Source organism: Thiothrix lacustris DSM 21227 (assembly GCF_000621325.1).
Lineage (GTDB): Bacteria > Pseudomonadota > Gammaproteobacteria > Thiotrichales > Thiotrichaceae > Thiothrix > Thiothrix lacustris.
Genome location: NZ_JHYQ01000025.1, coordinates 1 through 14,913 on the forward strand (window position 1 = coordinate 1; position 14,913 = coordinate 14,913).

Sequence of the window (14,913 nt, forward strand, 5' to 3'; positions counted from 1 at the left end):
TGATCGGTTTTTTGCCTCCAGCAAAACCTGTTCTGCTTCTGGCTGTGGGCATAAAGTGGACAATCTGCCGCTGTCGATACGTCAATGGACTTGCCCTGTTTGCGGTGCAGTCCATGACCGTGACGTAAACGCCGCCAAGAATTTGCAAGAATACGCCGTGAGTTACACGGTGTCTGCCTGTGGAGGGGAAGGCGCTGGCTCTCGGTGTAAGCCGAAAGCGAAACCAGCCCCCGTGAAGCAGGGATTCAACACCATGACTACTTTTAGCTAGCTATAGGTATATTTGGGTAGGTTTGAAATAACGGGCAGTGCCAAACAAGGAGTAAACGTAGCCTGTGCGTATCCGTTCCAGCCCTTGCCAGAGGCGTTTATCCACCAGTGCTACCCATGCGGGGACGAAGTGCTTGCCGTAAAAATCGAAAAAGCCGTTCGAGCCGCGTAAGTGCATTTCGATGACTTTACCGCCGATCATTTCTACATTGCATAGGCCAGTGTAGCCGGGGAGTTGGGTGTGGATAATGTCGCTAATCGTGGGTTCTAGATGCGGCAAGTCTACGCCGATATGCCAATATATCGGGCGTTGCTGGTCTTTTTCGGCAGCACCTTGGGTATGCGCAAACCATAGCGCCTTGCCTGCCAAGACCAAGCAATCGGTGCTGGTGTGGTCGCCTACTAAATATTCACCCCAGAAACAGCCGGGGGCGCACTGAGTCTGTCCCATTGATAAATTACCTGCGGTGGTGGCTTGCGCATCCAGCGACATACCGAGCAAGTTGGTCATGGGTTTGACGAATAGTGGCGTGGCGGCGTTTATTCCCATGCTGAGTGGATCAATGCCACACGGTGCAGCCAGCAAGCCTTGGGCGAGTGCCAGTTGCAATTTGTCGTAAACGTGGCGATGTTGGGGGTTAAGCCGCCACGCATGGGTATCATTAACGCCAATATCATGCAGCGGTTCCGGCTGAAACAGGTGGTGGCGGTGGGGTAAAACGCCGTGGAAGGGCATCGGGTATCCTTGTCATAGTCTGTGTCCCTGCTTTGTAATACGTTTTGCAGCGGATAGCAGATGGTCGTCATGATTGTGGGGTTATGTTGGCGGATTTCGGTGGTACGCATTATTTTGAAATTTCTGGCTATTTTTGGTAGAATTGTGGCTATAATTTATCGGTAATGAGGTGTTTCCATGTCAGAAGCAGCGATTTCCACGCTTAAAAACCATTTGCCCGAATGGGTGCATTTAGCTGAAACGGGGCAAGATATTCAGATTACCCGCCACGGTAAGCCTGTTGCCGTGATGATTTCCTTGGAAAAATACCAACGCGCCTTCACGGGAGGGGCAAGTATTATTAGTGCTTTCCGGCGCTGGCGTGAACAGTATCCTGATGCGCAAGGTTTTACGGATGCTGAGCAGGCGCAAATGCATCAACGTACCCGTGAACCCTACCCTGAAACGGCTGCGGTTTGGGATTGAGGTTTGCTATGCGCTACTTATTGGATACCAACGTTATTTCTGAGCAAACCAAGCCACTGCCGAATGTTGGCGTCATCCGTCGTTGGGAGTTAGATAGCATTTTTGCGTGTACTTCCGCCACCGTCTGGCATGAACTCTGGCACGGCATACATTTGCTGGATGAGGGCAAACGTAAACAAGGCTTGGTAGGCGCATTGGAGATTTTAAAAACGAGCGGTTTACCCATCCTCCCGTTCTGTGAGCAAGCGGCTGAATGGTTAGCGTTGGAACGTGTCCGCCTCAAGCGTCTAGGATTAACACCACCAAAATACGACAGCGAAATTGCTGCCGTAGCGGTGGTGAATAACCTGATTCTGGTGACGCGCAATGTGGATGATTTTGTGATGTTCAACGGCTTGCGGGTAGAAAATTGGTTTGATGTTTTGTAGATTATCTGGAGTTGAAGTCCAGATAGTCATTACATATTATCTAATGCCATGATTATACGCGATATTACCAATGAATTTCTGACGCAATTGCGTGAATACCCGATTTTGCGCTCGATGACCCTAAGGCATTTTTGAAACGCTATACGGGGAACGTCATTTTTGACGAAGTGCAGCGCGTGCCGCACTTGTTGATCAGAGCGGTCGCCAAGGGCAGTTCGTGTTGACGGGTTCGCATCGGCTTGAATTACGGGCAGCGATTACACAGTCGCTGGTAGGGCGGACAGGTATTCTGCATTTAAACGTATGTGGAACGCGATGTTCGTCAGCTCATCAACCTTAAAGATGCCAATTTGTTTGAGAAGTTTATCAAATTGCTGGCAGGGCGAGTGGGGCAGATTATCAATTACCAATCGCTGGCGAGTGATGTCGGAGTCGATAGCAAGACGGTCAAGCAGTGGTTGTCCGCTCATGGGGAGCCTGTTTGAAAATTTGGTGGTATTGGAGGCATTGAAGGCGCGTTATAACCAAGGTTTGACGGCAAACCTGTATTTTTTCCGCGATTATCAGGGCAATGAAATCGACTTGCTGTTCAAAGCGGGTAGCCAGTTGACGGGCGTGGAAATCAAGGCGGCAGCAACGTGGAACAGCAGTTTCAAGAAGGGTTTACAGCGCTTTTCAGACACGAATGCAGCATTGACGCGCCGCTATGTGGTGTATAGCGGCGAACGTATGGCGTTTAGTGATGGGGCTGCGGCGTTGCCCTACACGGCGGTCGCAGAAATTTTTTAACCTTCCGCCACCTTGCGCACCTCGCACAACAACGACTTAAACGGCGGAAATCCACTAATCGGGTCAAGGTGTTGATCGTCGGTCAGCTCATTCACATTCGCCTCATTCCAGCCGTGGAAGCAATGCGCCACGCCCGGTTTCATAATGTCGGTCACATCGGCGCGAAATTGCACCATCCCCCGCGCGGAACGTACTTCCACTGCATCGCCCGTGCTTATGCCGCGTGCTGCGGCATCATCCGGGTGAAGCTGTACCCGTGGATGCGGGTCATACGCCAGCATCGCCGCGACATTGTGCTGCTGCGAATGGGTGAAAAACTTTTGTCGCCCACCAGACGTCAGCACTAACGGATAATCCGCCAGCAATTCTGGGGTCGACAGCGGGCTTTCCATCGGTTCGCGATACGTCGGCAAGCCATCGTAACCGTGCGCTTTCAACTCCACCGAATCGAATTCGATTTTGCCGGTCGCGGTGCGGAAGCCGTTGATACGCCATTGGCGGTCAGCATCCAAAAAGCCCATGTCCACCAACTCCTCGATGACCGGGCTGTAAACGGTCACACCCGCCGGGTTTTCCCATGCTTCTTTACGGATGTCGTCGGGCAAGCCTTCGGCCATTTCTTCCCACGACGCGGCGAGATTGCCGTGCCAAAACTGTTCAGCCATGCCGAGTTTGACGCCGAGTTCGAGGAAGATTTGTCCGTCCGGTTTGGCTTCACCGCGTGGCGGCAGGGCTTGGTGGCGGTATTTGACTTCCCCTTGATACGCGCAGCCGGGGTAAGCAATCAGCGCAGTGCGTTCCAGACTGGTGGCGGCAGGCAGCACAATATCGGCTTGCAAGGTGGCCGGGTTGTGGAAAAAATCGGAGACGGCGAAAAAGTCGAGTGCGCCGAGTGCCTGTTCCATGCGTTTGGAGTTTGCCCACATCGCGGTATTAATGCCCATTGCCAGCAAGGTTTTGAGCGGCTGCGGCTTGCCTTCGAGGATGCAATCCGGCATCAACATGCTTTGCGCGGCAGGCCAGTATTTCGTCCAGATCGGGAATACTTCGTCTCCAATGCGCGGCGGCAGTTCGTTTTTGCACACGTCGAACAGCTCAATTGGCTTGGGCAATACTTTGTCGTTGAAGAAGCGGTTGCCGCCCTCCCGGTCGATATTACCCGTGACCGCCGACAGCAAAATCATCGCGCGGTGGTTCTGGAAACCGTTGCTGTGTTGCACGGTGGAGGTGGGCGACATGGCAATTTGCGCCGGGTTGGTGGTGGCAAACAGTTCAACCGCTGCACACAAATCCGCCTCACTAATCCCACAAATCGCCGCAACCCGTTCCGGCGGGAATGCTTGAATATAATCACGGAAAGCATCCAGCCCATTCGCCCATTCATCCAAAAACGCCTGATCTTGCCAGCCGTTTTTGAAGATCAGGTGGTGGAAACCGAGCGCGAGTGCGCCATCCGTGCCGGGGCGGATTTGCAAGTGAATGTCGGCCAGTTCAGCGGTTTCGGTGCGGCGCGGGTCGACCACGATCATCTTGCGGCCTTTTTTGCGGCTGGCAAGGTGGTGGTTTTCAAACGGTGGAATCGAGCCAGAAGCGTTGGTTGACCACACCAGCACACAACGGGTTTTGGGCGATTCAACCGTGGAGGTGGTTTTGAGCTTGTAACCGTAAGTGAGTTTTTCCGCCACCATCGTTGCCGAAAAACAGCAGCCGGATTCGGTGAGGTAATTGGGGCTGCCGAAAGCGTGCGCGAGGCGCTGCAATTGCGGGCGGGCTTCCTTGGTGTATCCGGCGAAGAAACCGACAGCGGGTGCGCCGTGTGCGGCTTTGGTTTGCTGCAAGCGGGCGGCGATGGTGTCGAGCGCTTCCTCCCAACTGATGCGCTCAAATTCGCCTGAGCCTTTCGCACCGACCCGTTTCAGCGGGTAGAGCAGGCGGTCGGGGTGGTATTGGCGTTCCAGTTGTAGCTGTCCGCGTGGACAGTTGGGTAAGCCTTCCACCTTGATGGCGCGTCCGCTCGCGTCGATGGTGACATCGAACAGGCAATTGGCATCGCATTCGTAGCAAGTGGTGCTTTTAACAAGCGTATCAGTGTGGGCAACAGCAGTCATGGATACTCTCAGGGTAGTCTAATCGCGCGAGTGTAGCTCAGCTTGTGCAATGTCATAATCTCCTACAAGACTACTGGGGGAAATAGGCGTAATATTCCCAACCATGAAAGAACGCATCCAAAAACTCCTCTCCCGCGCTGGTTATGGCTCACGCCGTGAAATCGAGCGCATGGTCAATGCTGGCGAAATTCTGGTGAACGGTAATCGTGCCGAATCCGGGCAGGCGATTGACGAAAACGATCAAGTCACCTTGCGCGGTCAGCGCCTGCACTTGAGTTCGCGCATCCATGCCACCCATAAAGTGCTGATGTACCACAAGCCTGCGGGCGAAATGTGTACCCTCAGTGACCCGGAAGGCCGCCCCACGGTGTTTGATAACTTGCCGAAAATCCGCGCCGGGCGCTGGATCATGATCGGGCGTCTCGACATCAATACCGATGGCTTGCTGCTGTTCACCACCGACGGTGAGCTGGCCAACAAACTGATGCATCCTTCCTCGGAAATTGAGCGCGAATACGCTTGCCGGGTCATGGGTCAGGTTGACAATGAAATGCTGATCCGCTTGCAGGAAGGCGTGGAGTTGGAAGACGGCAAAGCCAATTTCATCCGCATCAAGGATGCTGGCGGCGAAGGCTTAAACCATTGGTATCACGTGGTGCTGGCAGAAGGCCGCAACCGCGAAGTGCGCCGTTTGTGGGAATCGCAAGGCGTGAAAATCAGTCGCCTGATTCGGGTACGTTACGGCAACCTGATGCTGCCACGTTACTTACGCAGCGGGCATTATAAAGAGCTGGAAGTGCGCGAATTACGCAAGCTCTACGGTTTGGTCGATATGCAGTTTGAAGATGGTTCTGATTTCAATGCAGAGCGCCCAGAACGTTCCTCGCGCCCATCACGCTCATCCGGCGGGCCAAGACCGGGAGCTGCGGCGAAACCGGCTGAATCTGGTCGTCGTGGCGTGATTGGCGGAAGCCATCCTTCCTCACGGCGAGCGAGTTTGGCGCGTCCAGCCAGCCCTGCGGGTGCGGGTGGTGGTAAACGTCCACCCTCACCCCGTGGTCGCTCACGCTAGTCCTGCACCATTACGCGGCTGAGCCGATTTGCGCCAGATACCCTGCTGGGCGGATGGCGACTACACACACAACCTTGGTGCATAGCCGCCCTTGGTTGTCGTATAAGCCATATTCAAAGCTCGGTGTGCTACGCCCACGCCTTTCCAGTTCTGCCCGAATAGCGACTTCGGTGTCGGGCGGAAAATCAAAGCGCAATTCCATATCGGTAATGCCGGGGCGCACGAAATCCACACTCAAATGCCGCGTCCATACGTGATAATCGGGGAAGACTTTCGAGCAGGCCAGCGGTGCAATCGGGTCAGCCAACGATGCTTGAAAGCCACCAAACATGCTGCCGCCCATATTGCGCGAAATCCACGTCAGCGGTAGGCGAATGCGGATGTGTCGCCAGTCATTGTCCAGCTTCAACACCTTGATGCGCATCATCCACCAGGGTGGGTAGAGTTCCAGCCGCCGACTATCCGGCAGAAAAGCCAGCCAGCGCCGCGAGAATTTAACGACGTTGAAAGCCATCAGCCGACCAAATCAGTCAGCAATGGCTGATGCTGTTGGATTTGCGAGGTGAGTTTCAGGCGTTCGCTCTGGAAAATGCAGGCCAGTTGCGCGAGTGCCGTCTCAAAATCGTTGTTGATGATCAGGTAATCGTATTCGGGGTAGTGCGACATGTCAGCTTGTGCATCACGCATCCGCCGTTGGATGGTTTCAGCACTGTCTTGCCCGCGCCCGTGCAGGCGTTCGCTCAAGGCCGCAATGCTAGGGGGCAGGATGAAAATGCTGGTGACATCCGCGCGTTCGCGGACTTGCTGTGCCCCTTGCCAGTCAATTTCGAGGATCACATCCTTGCCGGTTTCGCGTAAGGCATCCACCGACAGGCGCGAGGTGCCGTAGTAGTTATCAAACACTTGTGCGTATTCGAGGAAATTGCCATCTGCCACTTGTTGGCGGAATACGTCTACTGGGGTGAAATGGTAGTGTATGCCATCTTGTTCGCCGGGGCGCGGCTGGCGGGTGGTGTGTGAAACCGATACCGCCAGATGGTCGACGCGCTCGCGTAAAGCGTTGAGCAGACTGGATTTGCCTGCGCCGGAAGGTGCTGAAACAATGTAAAGCTGGCCTGTGCGTGTATTCATCTGAAAATCCGCCCCGATGTGCTGGTAAATATGCGATTATAAGGCAGTGAGCATTATAGTCTAACTGCTGAAACCCTGAATAAGGTGTCTTTTTATGATGCAAGTAACCCCAATACCCGCTTTTACTGATAATTACATCTGGCTGATCAGCAATGAGGCCGCCCAGCAAGCCGCGATTGTCGACCCCGGTGATGCTGCCCCGGTGCTTGAGGCGCTTCAGCGCTTGAACATGCAGCCGGTCGCCATCCTGATTACACATCATCATCGCGACCATGTGGGTGGCATTGAAAAATTGCTGCAAGCCTACCCCGGCTTACCTGTGTATGGCCCGGTGAATGAACGTATTCCGCTCGTCGATCACCCGTTGGCGGAAGGCGAGCAGCTTAATCTTGAGTCGTTGGGGCTGAGTTTCAGCGTGATGGAATTGCCGGGGCATACCGCCGGACACATTGTGTATTACGGGGAAGGTAGCTTGTTCTGTGGCGATACCCTGTTTGCCAACGGTTGCGGGCGGGTGTTCGATGGCACACTGCATGACTTGTACCATTCGCTGCAACGCATTGCCACACTGCCAACCGACACACAGGTGTATTGCACCCACGAATACACCGTGGACAATATCGGTTTCGCCAAATGGGTTGAGCCTGATAATGCCGCGCTGGATGTCCGCATGGAAGAGTGCTGGGCGCTGCTGGATGCAGGCTACCCAACCGTGCCGTTTGAGCTGGGGCGCGAGTTTGAAACCAATCCGTTTCTGCGTACCCACATTCCCGAAGTCATCGCCAAAGCCGAAGAAATCGCGGGGCGTGAAACCCATACCCCGGAAGACGTATTCGCGGTATTACGTATCTGGAAAGATACCGAGTACGATTAAAATCCGCTTAGCGTAACGATTCGTGGTCGGTTATTTCCCGCATCAGCTTGAATAATTCACGGCTGCTTTTCGGCGGCTTTTTCAGTTCGCTTTCCTTCTGTGCGTTGCGGATCAGGCTGCGCATCCGTTGCACATCGGTGTCTGGATACTCTTGTAGCCAAGTGTTCAGCATCTTGTCATCGCTAATCAAGCGATCACGCCAGCGTTCCAAGCGGTGCAAGCGGGCAATTTCGGCTTTGCTGCCGCGATCCCATTCCGCCAGTTTGGCTTCGATGGGTTCGAGGATTTCAGTACGCATCAACTTGCCGATGAACTGGCGCTGGCGGCGGATGGCTCCGTTAGCGGTCAGGCGTTGTGCCAGCAAAATCGAATCATAGAGCTTTTCGGATAAATCCAGTTGGTCAAGCTGCTCTTTGCGCAGGGTAATCAGGCGCTCGCCCAAGGCTTGCATCGCTTCGGCTTCGCGCTTGAAGTGGCTGCGGCTGATGTAATCGTCTTCTTCGTCGTCGTTTGCGTAATCAATCATGGTCTTATCCTTTCAACATGCCCAGACCAGCGGTCAGGGACGGGTACTTTAACTGGATACCTAATTCAGTCAACAGTTTATCGTTACGAATACGCCGTGATTCCTGCAAATACGACAGCATTCCGGCGCTCATGGCAGCTTGCGCTTCTGCCATGCGGATTTGCGGGGGGCGCGGCAACCCGGCGTAATCCGCCACTTGGTTGAAATAATCGGTCATGGTGGAAGGGTGGCCGTCGGTGGCGTTGTAAATCGCTCCGGCGGGGGCAGTTTCCATTGCCCATTTACACACCATTGCCAAGTCATCGGCGTGGATGCGGTTGGTCCATGGCGCTTCGGCCTCATGCAGCACGGGTTCGCCGCGTTTGAGGCGCTCCAGCGGTAAGCGGTCGGGGGCGTAAATGCCGGGGACGCGCAAAATCACGATGTCACCGCCAAAACGTGCCGCCCATTCCTGCACGGTGTTTTCAGCATCGACACGGCGTTTGGCGCGGTCAGCCACGGGTTTCAGCGGTTCGGTTTCGTCGATCCAGCGGCCTGCGCAATCACCGTAGACGCCGGTGGTGCTGATTAATACCACCCGTTTGGGGGCTGCATCGACCGCTTTGAGGAAACGCCGTATCCGGTCATCGGTTTCCCCACGGGGTTGTGGCGGCATGAACCAGTAGACTGGCGCTTCATCCAACGCGAAAATTGGGAAGAAGCTGCCGCGATCCACATCGCCCTGACGCATGGCTAAACCTTGTTCCAGACCCAGCCGCAAGGATTCCTCACCGCGCACCCAGCCTATAGCCTTGGTTCCCTCGTTTTGGTATAACCGTCCGACACGGCGACCAATGTCACCACACCCCATAATCCACACATTTTGGTTAGATGCACTCATGAACAACTCCCGACTCGATGCTGGCAGTATAAACGAAATCAAACCCGGAAAGATGAAACGGGTCGACGTAGGCAATGGTAAACGCATCCTCGTCTGCCATGTGGATGGTGAATTTTACGCAGTAGACGATATGTGTACCCACGAAGATGCTTCGCTGTACCTCGGTTGCTTGCACGGTGATCGAGTGCAATGTTCTTTGCATGGCGCAGAATTCAGCGTTAAAACCGGCGCACCCATGGCCGAACCTGCCGAAATTCCCCTGAAAACTTACCCGGTCAGTGTCGAAGACGGTCACATTTTCGTGACGGTATAAACAGATGCGGCGTTTTATGCGGTATTTTGTCTGGTTGTTTTTGCTGCTGTTGATCCTGTATCTGGGCTGGGATGCGTATCGGCGCTTTATGTTGCCGCCCGTCGTGCCGCCGCAGATTATTATACCGCCACCCGTTATCAAGCCGCCGGAACCGCCGCATGTGCTGGAGCCGAAGCCACCCGCGCATGTGAGGAACTTGCTGGATTCGGTCTACCAACAAGTAGAGGTAACTCGTGGGTATGACCCCGCTTACGTTAATCTCAAATACCCCGGTGGCGATGTGCCGGAATCAACCGGGGTGTGTGCGGATGTGATTGTGCGGGCATTTCGTGCTCAAGGCGTTGATTTGCAGCAGGCATTGCACGAAGACATGCGTAAGGCTTTCGGCGAATACCCGCGTAAGTGGAGCCTGAAAAAACCTGATACCAATATCGACCATCGGCGGGTATACAACCTGATGCGGTTTTTCGAGCGCCAAGGCAAGTCGTTGCCGATTACCCAAAATCCGGCAGATTACCAGCCGGGCGATGTGGTGGCGTGGGATTTGGGTAAAGGGCAGGCGCATATTGGCCTTGTTACCCATTACGTTACACCTGATGGACGTCCGCTGATGGGGCACAATATTGCTTATGGCACGAATATTGAGGATGCTTTGTTCTTTTGGCCGATCATCGGACACTATCGCTACTTTAGCCAGTAAAGCCATTTCGGCGGTGAGTCATCGTACTACTGTGTGATGTTATGCAAATCACACAGCTTAAGGATGGCTCGCTTTATGAAAATTCGCCTATTAGTACTTTCTCTGTTCTCTATTTTTGGTGTGTCTGCTTGTGGCGGAAGTGGCTCAACATTAGGCAGTTCCACATCCAGCAATACAACGGCAACGAATGATCAAATTACCCAAGTTGTTAGTACGGCGACTAATTCGGGTAATACCATCGGTCTCACTAATACACTAGATGCAACCGTGACGACGGGCGCAGGTGCTGGTTCTAACACGAGTAGTGCTAGCGCAGGTAATGCGGTGTTGAGTGCTGAAGGCTTGTGGCAGGGGCGTGCTGATACCAGTAGGGTTGTGACGACATTGATTGCGGATAGTAGCTTTTATTGGATGCTGTACTCATCAGCAGGCAGTAGCACTAACATTGCTGGTGTCGTAGTGGGTAATAGTTTATCAAGCAATGGTCAGATTACCTCTAATAACGGAAAAGATTTCAATTTCGAGACGGGCGCATTATTGCCCCTTACGTGGACGGGAACGTATACCGCAAAATCTAGCTTACAGGCTTCCTTGACCTATACAGATATTCCGGGGGGTGTTGTTGCCCTGAATGCTGTACATGATTCTAATTATAATCTGACGCCAAGTTTTGCGAAGATTAGTGGAACATACAGCGGAACAAGCGTGAGTTTGGTCAATGGCAGGCAAGATACAACCATTATTATTTATTCGGCAGGTCAAATTAATGGCAGTCGCATAGATGGGTGTACCTTTACGGGGACTATTTCTCCCTTTGTACGTGGTAATGCTTATAACGTATCGATTGATTATGGTGTGAATTGCCGCGAAAGAAATAGTGGTAGAAGTAATAATAGCAAAGGTTCTGCTTATTTGAATCCGGCTAACAATCAGCTCACCAGTGTTTCATTGAATAGTTCTATTGATGATGTTTTGTTATTTATTGGCAATAAACGATAAAAGAATAAGAGAAATGACTGTTTATTTGATTGAATAGTAAACAGTCATTTTCTCTTTTTATTGTTTAATGGACGGGTAAACGTTCACGCAGTGTGTCCCGGTTATACCACCATTGACCTTCTGTTATGGCATCAATCACCTGGCCGAGCCGAGGTAGAAATACCTTTGGATTAAGTAGATCTAATTTGTTGAGCCAGAGATTCATGGCTTCCTGTGAATTAACCTGACTATGGCGCTCGGCCACTTTCGCCAACATGGCACTGGTGAGAAACATCATGCTGTCGCGTTTTTCACCCTCTAGACGTAAATCAGCGATGTAATGCGCGACCGTTGCCGCCACCGCCGCACCATCTGATTGAGGTGGGGTGGAATCGATTAAATGATTGAGCATGATGATAGTGGCTTGTGGATCAATAGGATAAGTGACAGCCAGCCACAAACCATTGCCGAGTGCGGGGATGGATGCAGGCAAATCACAACGGAATAATACATCACAGCACCGTACTGCATCCTCCCATTGTTCATGGTCACGGAATATCTCAAATGACTCACGCGTCATTCCCCACGCAGCTTCACGCATACCTGGCTCTTCTAGGTCGAGCATTATTTCGGCTATTTCGTATTGTAAATTCGCACGCTCTAGTGGCTGACTAGCAGGTGTTAACTGCATTAACTGCGCCTGACGTTGTGCTAGTTCATTTTTTAGTAATTGGCGTGAGTCATCACTTGCCGTGAATTCAACTGGAGTATTGTCGCTCATTGGAAATCCCTGCTTTGCTAAAAAATAGTTAAGCATAATCACCTAATGGGGGGTATACAATAATTCATTGAAACATTAAGGTAAGGTTAAAGCATCGTTAGTTAGTCTGATTATTAGATGTGTAATTGTTGGATGTTTTGTTGGTACGGAAAAGCGAGAGGGAGTTTGATTTATGATTAGTACTGCTTATGAGATTGTGCGATCTTCTCTCAATAATTGGGTGGATTCTCTGATTTTTATTATGATTGCTTTATTTTATGTATTAAGTGTCTTGCAATTACCTGTCTCTGAGATAATTCAGATGTTTGCTATTTTAGCGGCTTTTTCCATTGGGATTAATATAATTTTATCATCCCATGAAAATATTAATCATGTAAAATTAAACCAGCAACCTTAAGGTTGTACCATTAGTAGAATCTTCCCATTGGTTGAATCATTCTTGGTTTGCAGCTTTAACTCAAACTTGTAGGGCTCTTGTACCGCTACTGTGGTCTTGATAGGTACAAACAGTTCTGTTTTGCCGGAGCCTTGCTGTAGGATGCCCCCTGACACTGGCTCTTGATTCCCACCCAGAGCATCATATAACCACAACTGGTAGAACGTACCTGTTTTCGGCTTGGGTAAGTCCAGCAGTCTCATGACACCTTGTTGTTGTGTGCTGTTCCAAACCAAATCACCCTGCACATTTTTCATATCAGGATTGAGCGTGCGTAGCCAATTGCCACTCACACTGCTTGGATCAGCCAATAAACTGATCCGTAATTCCCGCAATCCATCTGGCGACGTCTCTGCTTGCGCACCTTTTAATTGATTAGCAAGCAAGACTAAACCTGTTATCAGTATTGCTATCGATAGTATGGTAATTAACCAATTTTTAATGGAATAGTCACTCCATGACATACAGACTCCCTTTTCGCCTGTTTTTATAGCTAAACTGCAACAAGTTGCCATAACAATACCCTCTGATTATAACGAATAATAAGACGCCTGTTTGTGCAGTGCGCTAAAATGGTTCACTGAATATTTCATGAACCACCACCAACCGAGTTCCCCATGCAAGCACAAACCTTTATTCCAGGAAAAGACGCCGCTCTGGAAACTTCGACAGCACTGATGCAGGAAAAGTTACAAAAGCTGGGCTTCAATATTGAAGAGGCCTCATGGCTGAACCCTGTTGCCAATGTCTGGTCGGTGCATATCCGTGACCGTGACTGCCCGATGTTGTTCACCAATGGCAAAGGTTCGTCAGCCAAAGCGGCCTTGGCGAGTGCCTTGGGCGAATACTTCGAGCGTCTCAGCACCAACTATTTCTGGGCTGATTTTTATCTGGGTAAAACCATTGCGACCAGCAATTTTGTACACCACCCTCAAGAAAAATGGTTCGGACTGGATGACAGTGGCAACTTGCCAGCAGGCTTGTTGGATGACGATACCTTAAGCTTTTACGACCCCGAATCTGCACTGGATGCCAGTAAGCTGGTTGATCTAAACTCTGGCAATGAAGAGCGCGGTATTTGTGCGCTACCCTATGTGCGCCAACGTGATGCTGAAGTGGTGTGGTTCCCGGTCAATGTTATCGGCAACCTGTACGTCAGTAACGGTATGTCGGCGGGTAATACCAAGACGGAAGCGCGTACCCAAGCCCTGTCTGAAATTTTTGAGCGCCACATCAAGTTTCGTATTATCGCTGAAGGAATCTGTCTGCCCGATGTACCGGAGGCGGTTATTGCCCGTTATCCATCGATTCAGGCGGGTATTCAGGCATTGCGTGATGCTGGATTTGGCATTCTGGTTAAAGATGCATCACTTGGCGGCGAGTACCCGGTGATGTGTGTCACGTTGCTAAACCCGGATGACCAAGGTTGTTACGCGAGTTTCGGTGCGCACCCCCGTTTTGAGGTGGCGCTAGAACGTGCCTTGACCGAATTATTGCAGGGTAGGGCGCTGGATAGACTGTCAGGTTTCTCTGAGCCTAGCTTTGAGCAGGATGATGTGGCTAGCCCACAAAATCTGGAAACCCATTTCATTGATTCCAGTGGCCCGATTCACTGGGATTTTCTGTGGAGTGAGCCTGACCATGAATTCGTCGACTGGGATTTCAGCGGCACGACTGAGGAGGAATGCGAGTACTTGCTGGAGCGCATCCACGCTGAAGATTTCGACGTTTATATCATGGATTATGAACATCTGGGGGTGTATGCCTGCCGGATTATTGTGCCGGAAATGTCAGAGATTTATCAGATTGAAGATCTGGAGTGGGATAACAACAGTACAGGTAATGCGGTGCGTGAAGCTATCCTGCACTTGCCAGATTTGGATGATGAGGAATGCACCGAATTGTTCGATACGATCGAAGAGTTGGGCTTGGATGACCATCAGCCGGTTGCGGCATTGATCGGACTTGCGCCAGATGCGGGTTCCTTGTGGGCAGATTTGCGGGTAGGTGAGTTGAAAACCCTGTTGGCACTGGCGATGCATGATGAAGATGCTATTCGCGAAGGTTGCCAATGGATTCGCCATTTCGAGCAGATTAGCGATGAGCGTCGTCGGGTGTACCGCTGCATAGAAGCGTTGTTGGATATGGATGATATGGAAGGTTATTCGCCCAATATTGGTTTGTTGTATGGTGCAAAAGCGCTGCAACAGGCGCAAGGCTTGCTGGATGGCGGCTTGCGCTTCTGGGGGATTGCTGCCCCAACGCTGGAGTTGCATGGCTGTGAGACGCATCAAAGCCTGCTGGCAGCGTACCGTAAGGTTCATCCGACCTTAACCTTGGCAAGCGATTGAATACGTGCGAGGCTATTTTTTAACCTGAAATGCCTTGCTAATTATCGTAGTATGACCCCTCTTTTCTGTGCTCTG

Annotated in this window: 20 protein-coding genes; 12 read left to right on the forward strand and 8 right to left on the reverse strand. The window is 51.7% G+C overall.

The annotated features are described in order from the left end of the window. Positions 1-271, forward strand: a 271-nt coding sequence (locus Q394_RS20255) for a zinc ribbon domain-containing protein (protein WP_038141487.1), incomplete at its 5' end; no start/stop codon positions are given. Here the strand turns inward: Q394_RS20255 and Q394_RS20260 are convergent. Beyond that, entirely contained in the window at positions 272-1,006 is a 735-nt protein-coding gene (locus Q394_RS20260) for a hypothetical protein (RefSeq protein ID WP_051543416.1), read from the reverse strand. It abuts the gene before it with no gap. A gap of 177 nt (positions 1,007-1,183) precedes the next feature. On the opposite strand from Q394_RS20260, the gene Q394_RS20265 reads away from it, so the two are divergent. From Q394_RS20265 to Q394_RS22740, 4 genes are all read left to right on the forward strand, one after another. Beyond that, positions 1,184-1,471 (forward strand): type II toxin-antitoxin system Phd/YefM family antitoxin, encoded by a 288-nt coding sequence (locus Q394_RS20265; protein WP_038141490.1) that lies wholly within the window; start codon positions 1,184-1,186, stop codon positions 1,469-1,471. 8 nt (positions 1,472-1,479) lie between these two features. After that, complete coding sequence (locus tag Q394_RS0112590) at positions 1,480-1,899, forward strand: type II toxin-antitoxin system VapC family toxin (protein ID WP_038141493.1); 420 nt, start codon at positions 1,480-1,482, stop codon at positions 1,897-1,899. 305 nt (positions 1,900-2,204) lie between these two features. Continuing rightward, positions 2,205-2,384: a DUF4143 domain-containing protein gene (locus tag Q394_RS22735; protein ID WP_211248811.1), complete on the forward strand. Its 180-nt coding sequence runs from the start codon at positions 2,205-2,207 to the stop codon at positions 2,382-2,384. Beyond that, complete coding sequence (locus Q394_RS22740) at positions 2,368-2,688, forward strand: DUF4143 domain-containing protein (RefSeq protein ID WP_028489586.1); 321 nt, start codon at positions 2,368-2,370, stop codon at positions 2,686-2,688. Before Q394_RS22735 ends, Q394_RS22740 begins: the two co-directional genes overlap by 17 nt. Here the strand turns inward: Q394_RS22740 and Q394_RS0112605 are convergent. Next, positions 2,685-4,796 (reverse strand): molybdopterin-containing oxidoreductase family protein, encoded by a 2,112-nt coding sequence (locus Q394_RS0112605; protein WP_028489587.1) that lies wholly within the window; start codon positions 4,794-4,796, stop codon positions 2,685-2,687. The genes Q394_RS22740 and Q394_RS0112605 overlap by 4 nt on opposite strands. Positions 4,797-4,899: 103 nt before the next feature. On the opposite strand from Q394_RS0112605, the gene rluB reads away from it, so the two are divergent. After that, the gene (gene rluB, locus Q394_RS20270; RefSeq protein WP_051543418.1) at positions 4,900-5,868 is read left to right on the forward strand and encodes a 23S rRNA pseudouridine(2605) synthase RluB; all 969 of its coding nucleotides are present in this window, start codon (positions 4,900-4,902) and stop codon (positions 5,866-5,868) included. Between the two features lie 10 nt (positions 5,869-5,878). Here rluB and Q394_RS0112615 read toward each other — a convergent pair whose 3' ends face one another. Together Q394_RS0112615 and gmk are read right to left on the reverse strand one after the other, a co-directional pair. Further along, entirely contained in the window at positions 5,879-6,382 is a 504-nt protein-coding gene (locus tag Q394_RS0112615; RefSeq protein ID WP_028489588.1) for a PaaI family thioesterase, read from the reverse strand. After that, positions 6,382-6,999, reverse strand: coding sequence for a guanylate kinase (gmk, locus tag Q394_RS0112620; RefSeq protein WP_028489589.1), 618 nt, complete (start codon positions 6,997-6,999; stop codon positions 6,382-6,384). Before gmk ends, Q394_RS0112615 begins: the two co-directional genes overlap by 1 nt. 94 nt (positions 7,000-7,093) lie before the next feature. Here gmk and gloB point away from each other — a divergent pair, with 94 nt between their 5' ends. Continuing rightward, positions 7,094-7,873, forward strand: a complete 780-nt coding sequence (gene gloB, locus Q394_RS0112625) for a hydroxyacylglutathione hydrolase (protein WP_028489590.1) — start codon at positions 7,094-7,096, stop codon at positions 7,871-7,873. A 7-nt stretch (positions 7,874-7,880) separates the two neighbouring features. Here gloB and yjgA read toward each other — a convergent pair whose 3' ends face one another. Both yjgA and Q394_RS0112635 read right to left on the reverse strand, forming a co-directional pair. Continuing rightward, positions 7,881-8,399: a ribosome biogenesis factor YjgA gene (gene yjgA / locus Q394_RS0112630; RefSeq protein ID WP_038141495.1), complete on the reverse strand. Its 519-nt coding sequence runs from the start codon at positions 8,397-8,399 to the stop codon at positions 7,881-7,883. Between the two features lie 4 nt (positions 8,400-8,403). Then, positions 8,404-9,279 (reverse strand): SDR family oxidoreductase, encoded by an 876-nt coding sequence (locus Q394_RS0112635; protein WP_028489592.1) that lies wholly within the window; start codon positions 9,277-9,279, stop codon positions 8,404-8,406. Here Q394_RS0112635 and Q394_RS0112640 point away from each other — a divergent pair. The 3 genes from Q394_RS0112640 (at position 9,278) to Q394_RS0112650 (ending at position 11,291) form a co-directional block, all read left to right on the forward strand. Beyond that, positions 9,278-9,592, forward strand: coding sequence for a non-heme iron oxygenase ferredoxin subunit (locus Q394_RS0112640; protein ID WP_028489593.1), 315 nt, complete (start codon positions 9,278-9,280; stop codon positions 9,590-9,592). The two genes, Q394_RS0112635 and Q394_RS0112640, sit on opposite strands and share 2 nt — an antisense overlap. A gap of 4 nt (positions 9,593-9,596) precedes the next feature. Further along, on the forward strand, positions 9,597-10,292 hold the full coding sequence (locus Q394_RS0112645; protein ID WP_245606790.1) for a DUF1287 domain-containing protein: 696 nt from the start codon (positions 9,597-9,599) through the stop codon (positions 10,290-10,292). A 75-nt stretch (positions 10,293-10,367) separates the two neighbouring features. Next, a complete protein-coding gene (locus tag Q394_RS0112650; RefSeq protein ID WP_028489595.1) occupies positions 10,368-11,291 on the forward strand; it encodes a hypothetical protein in 924 nt (307 codons plus the stop codon). A gap of 64 nt (positions 11,292-11,355) precedes the next feature. Here Q394_RS0112650 and Q394_RS0112655 read toward each other — a convergent pair whose 3' ends face one another. Further along, a complete protein-coding gene (locus tag Q394_RS0112655; protein WP_028489596.1) occupies positions 11,356-12,051 on the reverse strand; it encodes a hypothetical protein in 696 nt (231 codons plus the stop codon). A 172-nt stretch (positions 12,052-12,223) separates the two neighbouring features. Between Q394_RS0112655 and Q394_RS0112660 the strand changes: the two genes are divergently transcribed. After that, positions 12,224-12,448 (forward strand): hypothetical protein, encoded by a 225-nt coding sequence (locus Q394_RS0112660; RefSeq protein WP_028489597.1) that lies wholly within the window; start codon positions 12,224-12,226, stop codon positions 12,446-12,448. Here Q394_RS0112660 and Q394_RS0112665 read toward each other — a convergent pair. Beyond that, positions 12,445-12,951, reverse strand: coding sequence for an anti-sigma factor (locus tag Q394_RS0112665; RefSeq protein ID WP_169735899.1), 507 nt, complete (start codon positions 12,949-12,951; stop codon positions 12,445-12,447). The two genes, Q394_RS0112660 and Q394_RS0112665, sit on opposite strands and share 4 nt — an antisense overlap. Positions 12,952-13,104: 153 nt before the next feature. Here Q394_RS0112665 and ycaO point away from each other — a divergent pair, with 153 nt between their 5' ends. After that, on the forward strand, positions 13,105-14,838 hold the full coding sequence (gene ycaO / locus Q394_RS0112670; protein ID WP_028489599.1) for a 30S ribosomal protein S12 methylthiotransferase accessory factor YcaO: 1,734 nt from the start codon (positions 13,105-13,107) through the stop codon (positions 14,836-14,838). The last annotated feature ends 75 nt before the right edge of the window (positions 14,839-14,913 follow it).

Excerpts from the sequence above, each read along its gene's own strand:
- Q394_RS20265 (WP_038141490.1), top strand. The coding sequence starts at position 1,184 with ATGTCAGAAGCAGCGATTTCCACGCTTAAAAACCATTTGCCCGAATGG.
- Q394_RS0112640 (WP_028489593.1), top strand. The coding sequence starts at position 9,278 with ATGAACAACTCCCGACTCGATGCTGGCAGTATAAACGAAATCAAACCC.
- Q394_RS0112615 (WP_028489588.1), bottom strand. The coding sequence starts at position 6,382 with ATGGCTTTCAACGTCGTTAAATTCTCGCGGCGCTGGCTGGCTTTTCTG.
- Q394_RS0112605 (WP_028489587.1), bottom strand. The coding sequence starts at position 4,796 with ATGACTGCTGTTGCCCACACTGATACGCTTGTTAAAAGCACCACTTGC.
- Q394_RS0112650 (WP_028489595.1), top strand. The coding sequence starts at position 10,368 with ATGAAAATTCGCCTATTAGTACTTTCTCTGTTCTCTATTTTTGGTGTG.
- Q394_RS0112645 (WP_245606790.1), top strand. The coding sequence starts at position 9,597 with ATGCGGCGTTTTATGCGGTATTTTGTCTGGTTGTTTTTGCTGCTGTTG.
- Q394_RS20260 (WP_051543416.1), bottom strand. The coding sequence starts at position 1,006 with ATGCCCTTCCACGGCGTTTTACCCCACCGCCACCACCTGTTTCAGCCG.
- gloB (WP_028489590.1), top strand. The coding sequence starts at position 7,094 with ATGATGCAAGTAACCCCAATACCCGCTTTTACTGATAATTACATCTGG.
- Q394_RS0112655 (WP_028489596.1), bottom strand. The coding sequence starts at position 12,051 with ATGAGCGACAATACTCCAGTTGAATTCACGGCAAGTGATGACTCACGC.
- Q394_RS0112665 (WP_169735899.1), bottom strand. The coding sequence starts at position 12,951 with ATGTCATGGAGTGACTATTCCATTAAAAATTGGTTAATTACCATACTA.
- Q394_RS0112635 (WP_028489592.1), bottom strand. The coding sequence starts at position 9,279 with ATGAGTGCATCTAACCAAAATGTGTGGATTATGGGGTGTGGTGACATT.
- yjgA (WP_038141495.1), bottom strand. The coding sequence starts at position 8,399 with ATGATTGATTACGCAAACGACGACGAAGAAGACGATTACATCAGCCGC.
- ycaO (WP_028489599.1), top strand. The coding sequence starts at position 13,105 with ATGCAAGCACAAACCTTTATTCCAGGAAAAGACGCCGCTCTGGAAACT.
- gmk (WP_028489589.1), bottom strand. The coding sequence starts at position 6,999 with ATGAATACACGCACAGGCCAGCTTTACATTGTTTCAGCACCTTCCGGC.
- Q394_RS0112590 (WP_038141493.1), top strand. The coding sequence starts at position 1,480 with ATGCGCTACTTATTGGATACCAACGTTATTTCTGAGCAAACCAAGCCA.
- Q394_RS0112660 (WP_028489597.1), top strand. The coding sequence starts at position 12,224 with ATGATTAGTACTGCTTATGAGATTGTGCGATCTTCTCTCAATAATTGG.
- Q394_RS22740 (WP_028489586.1), top strand. The coding sequence starts at position 2,368 with ATGGGGAGCCTGTTTGAAAATTTGGTGGTATTGGAGGCATTGAAGGCG.
- rluB (WP_051543418.1), top strand. The coding sequence starts at position 4,900 with ATGAAAGAACGCATCCAAAAACTCCTCTCCCGCGCTGGTTATGGCTCA.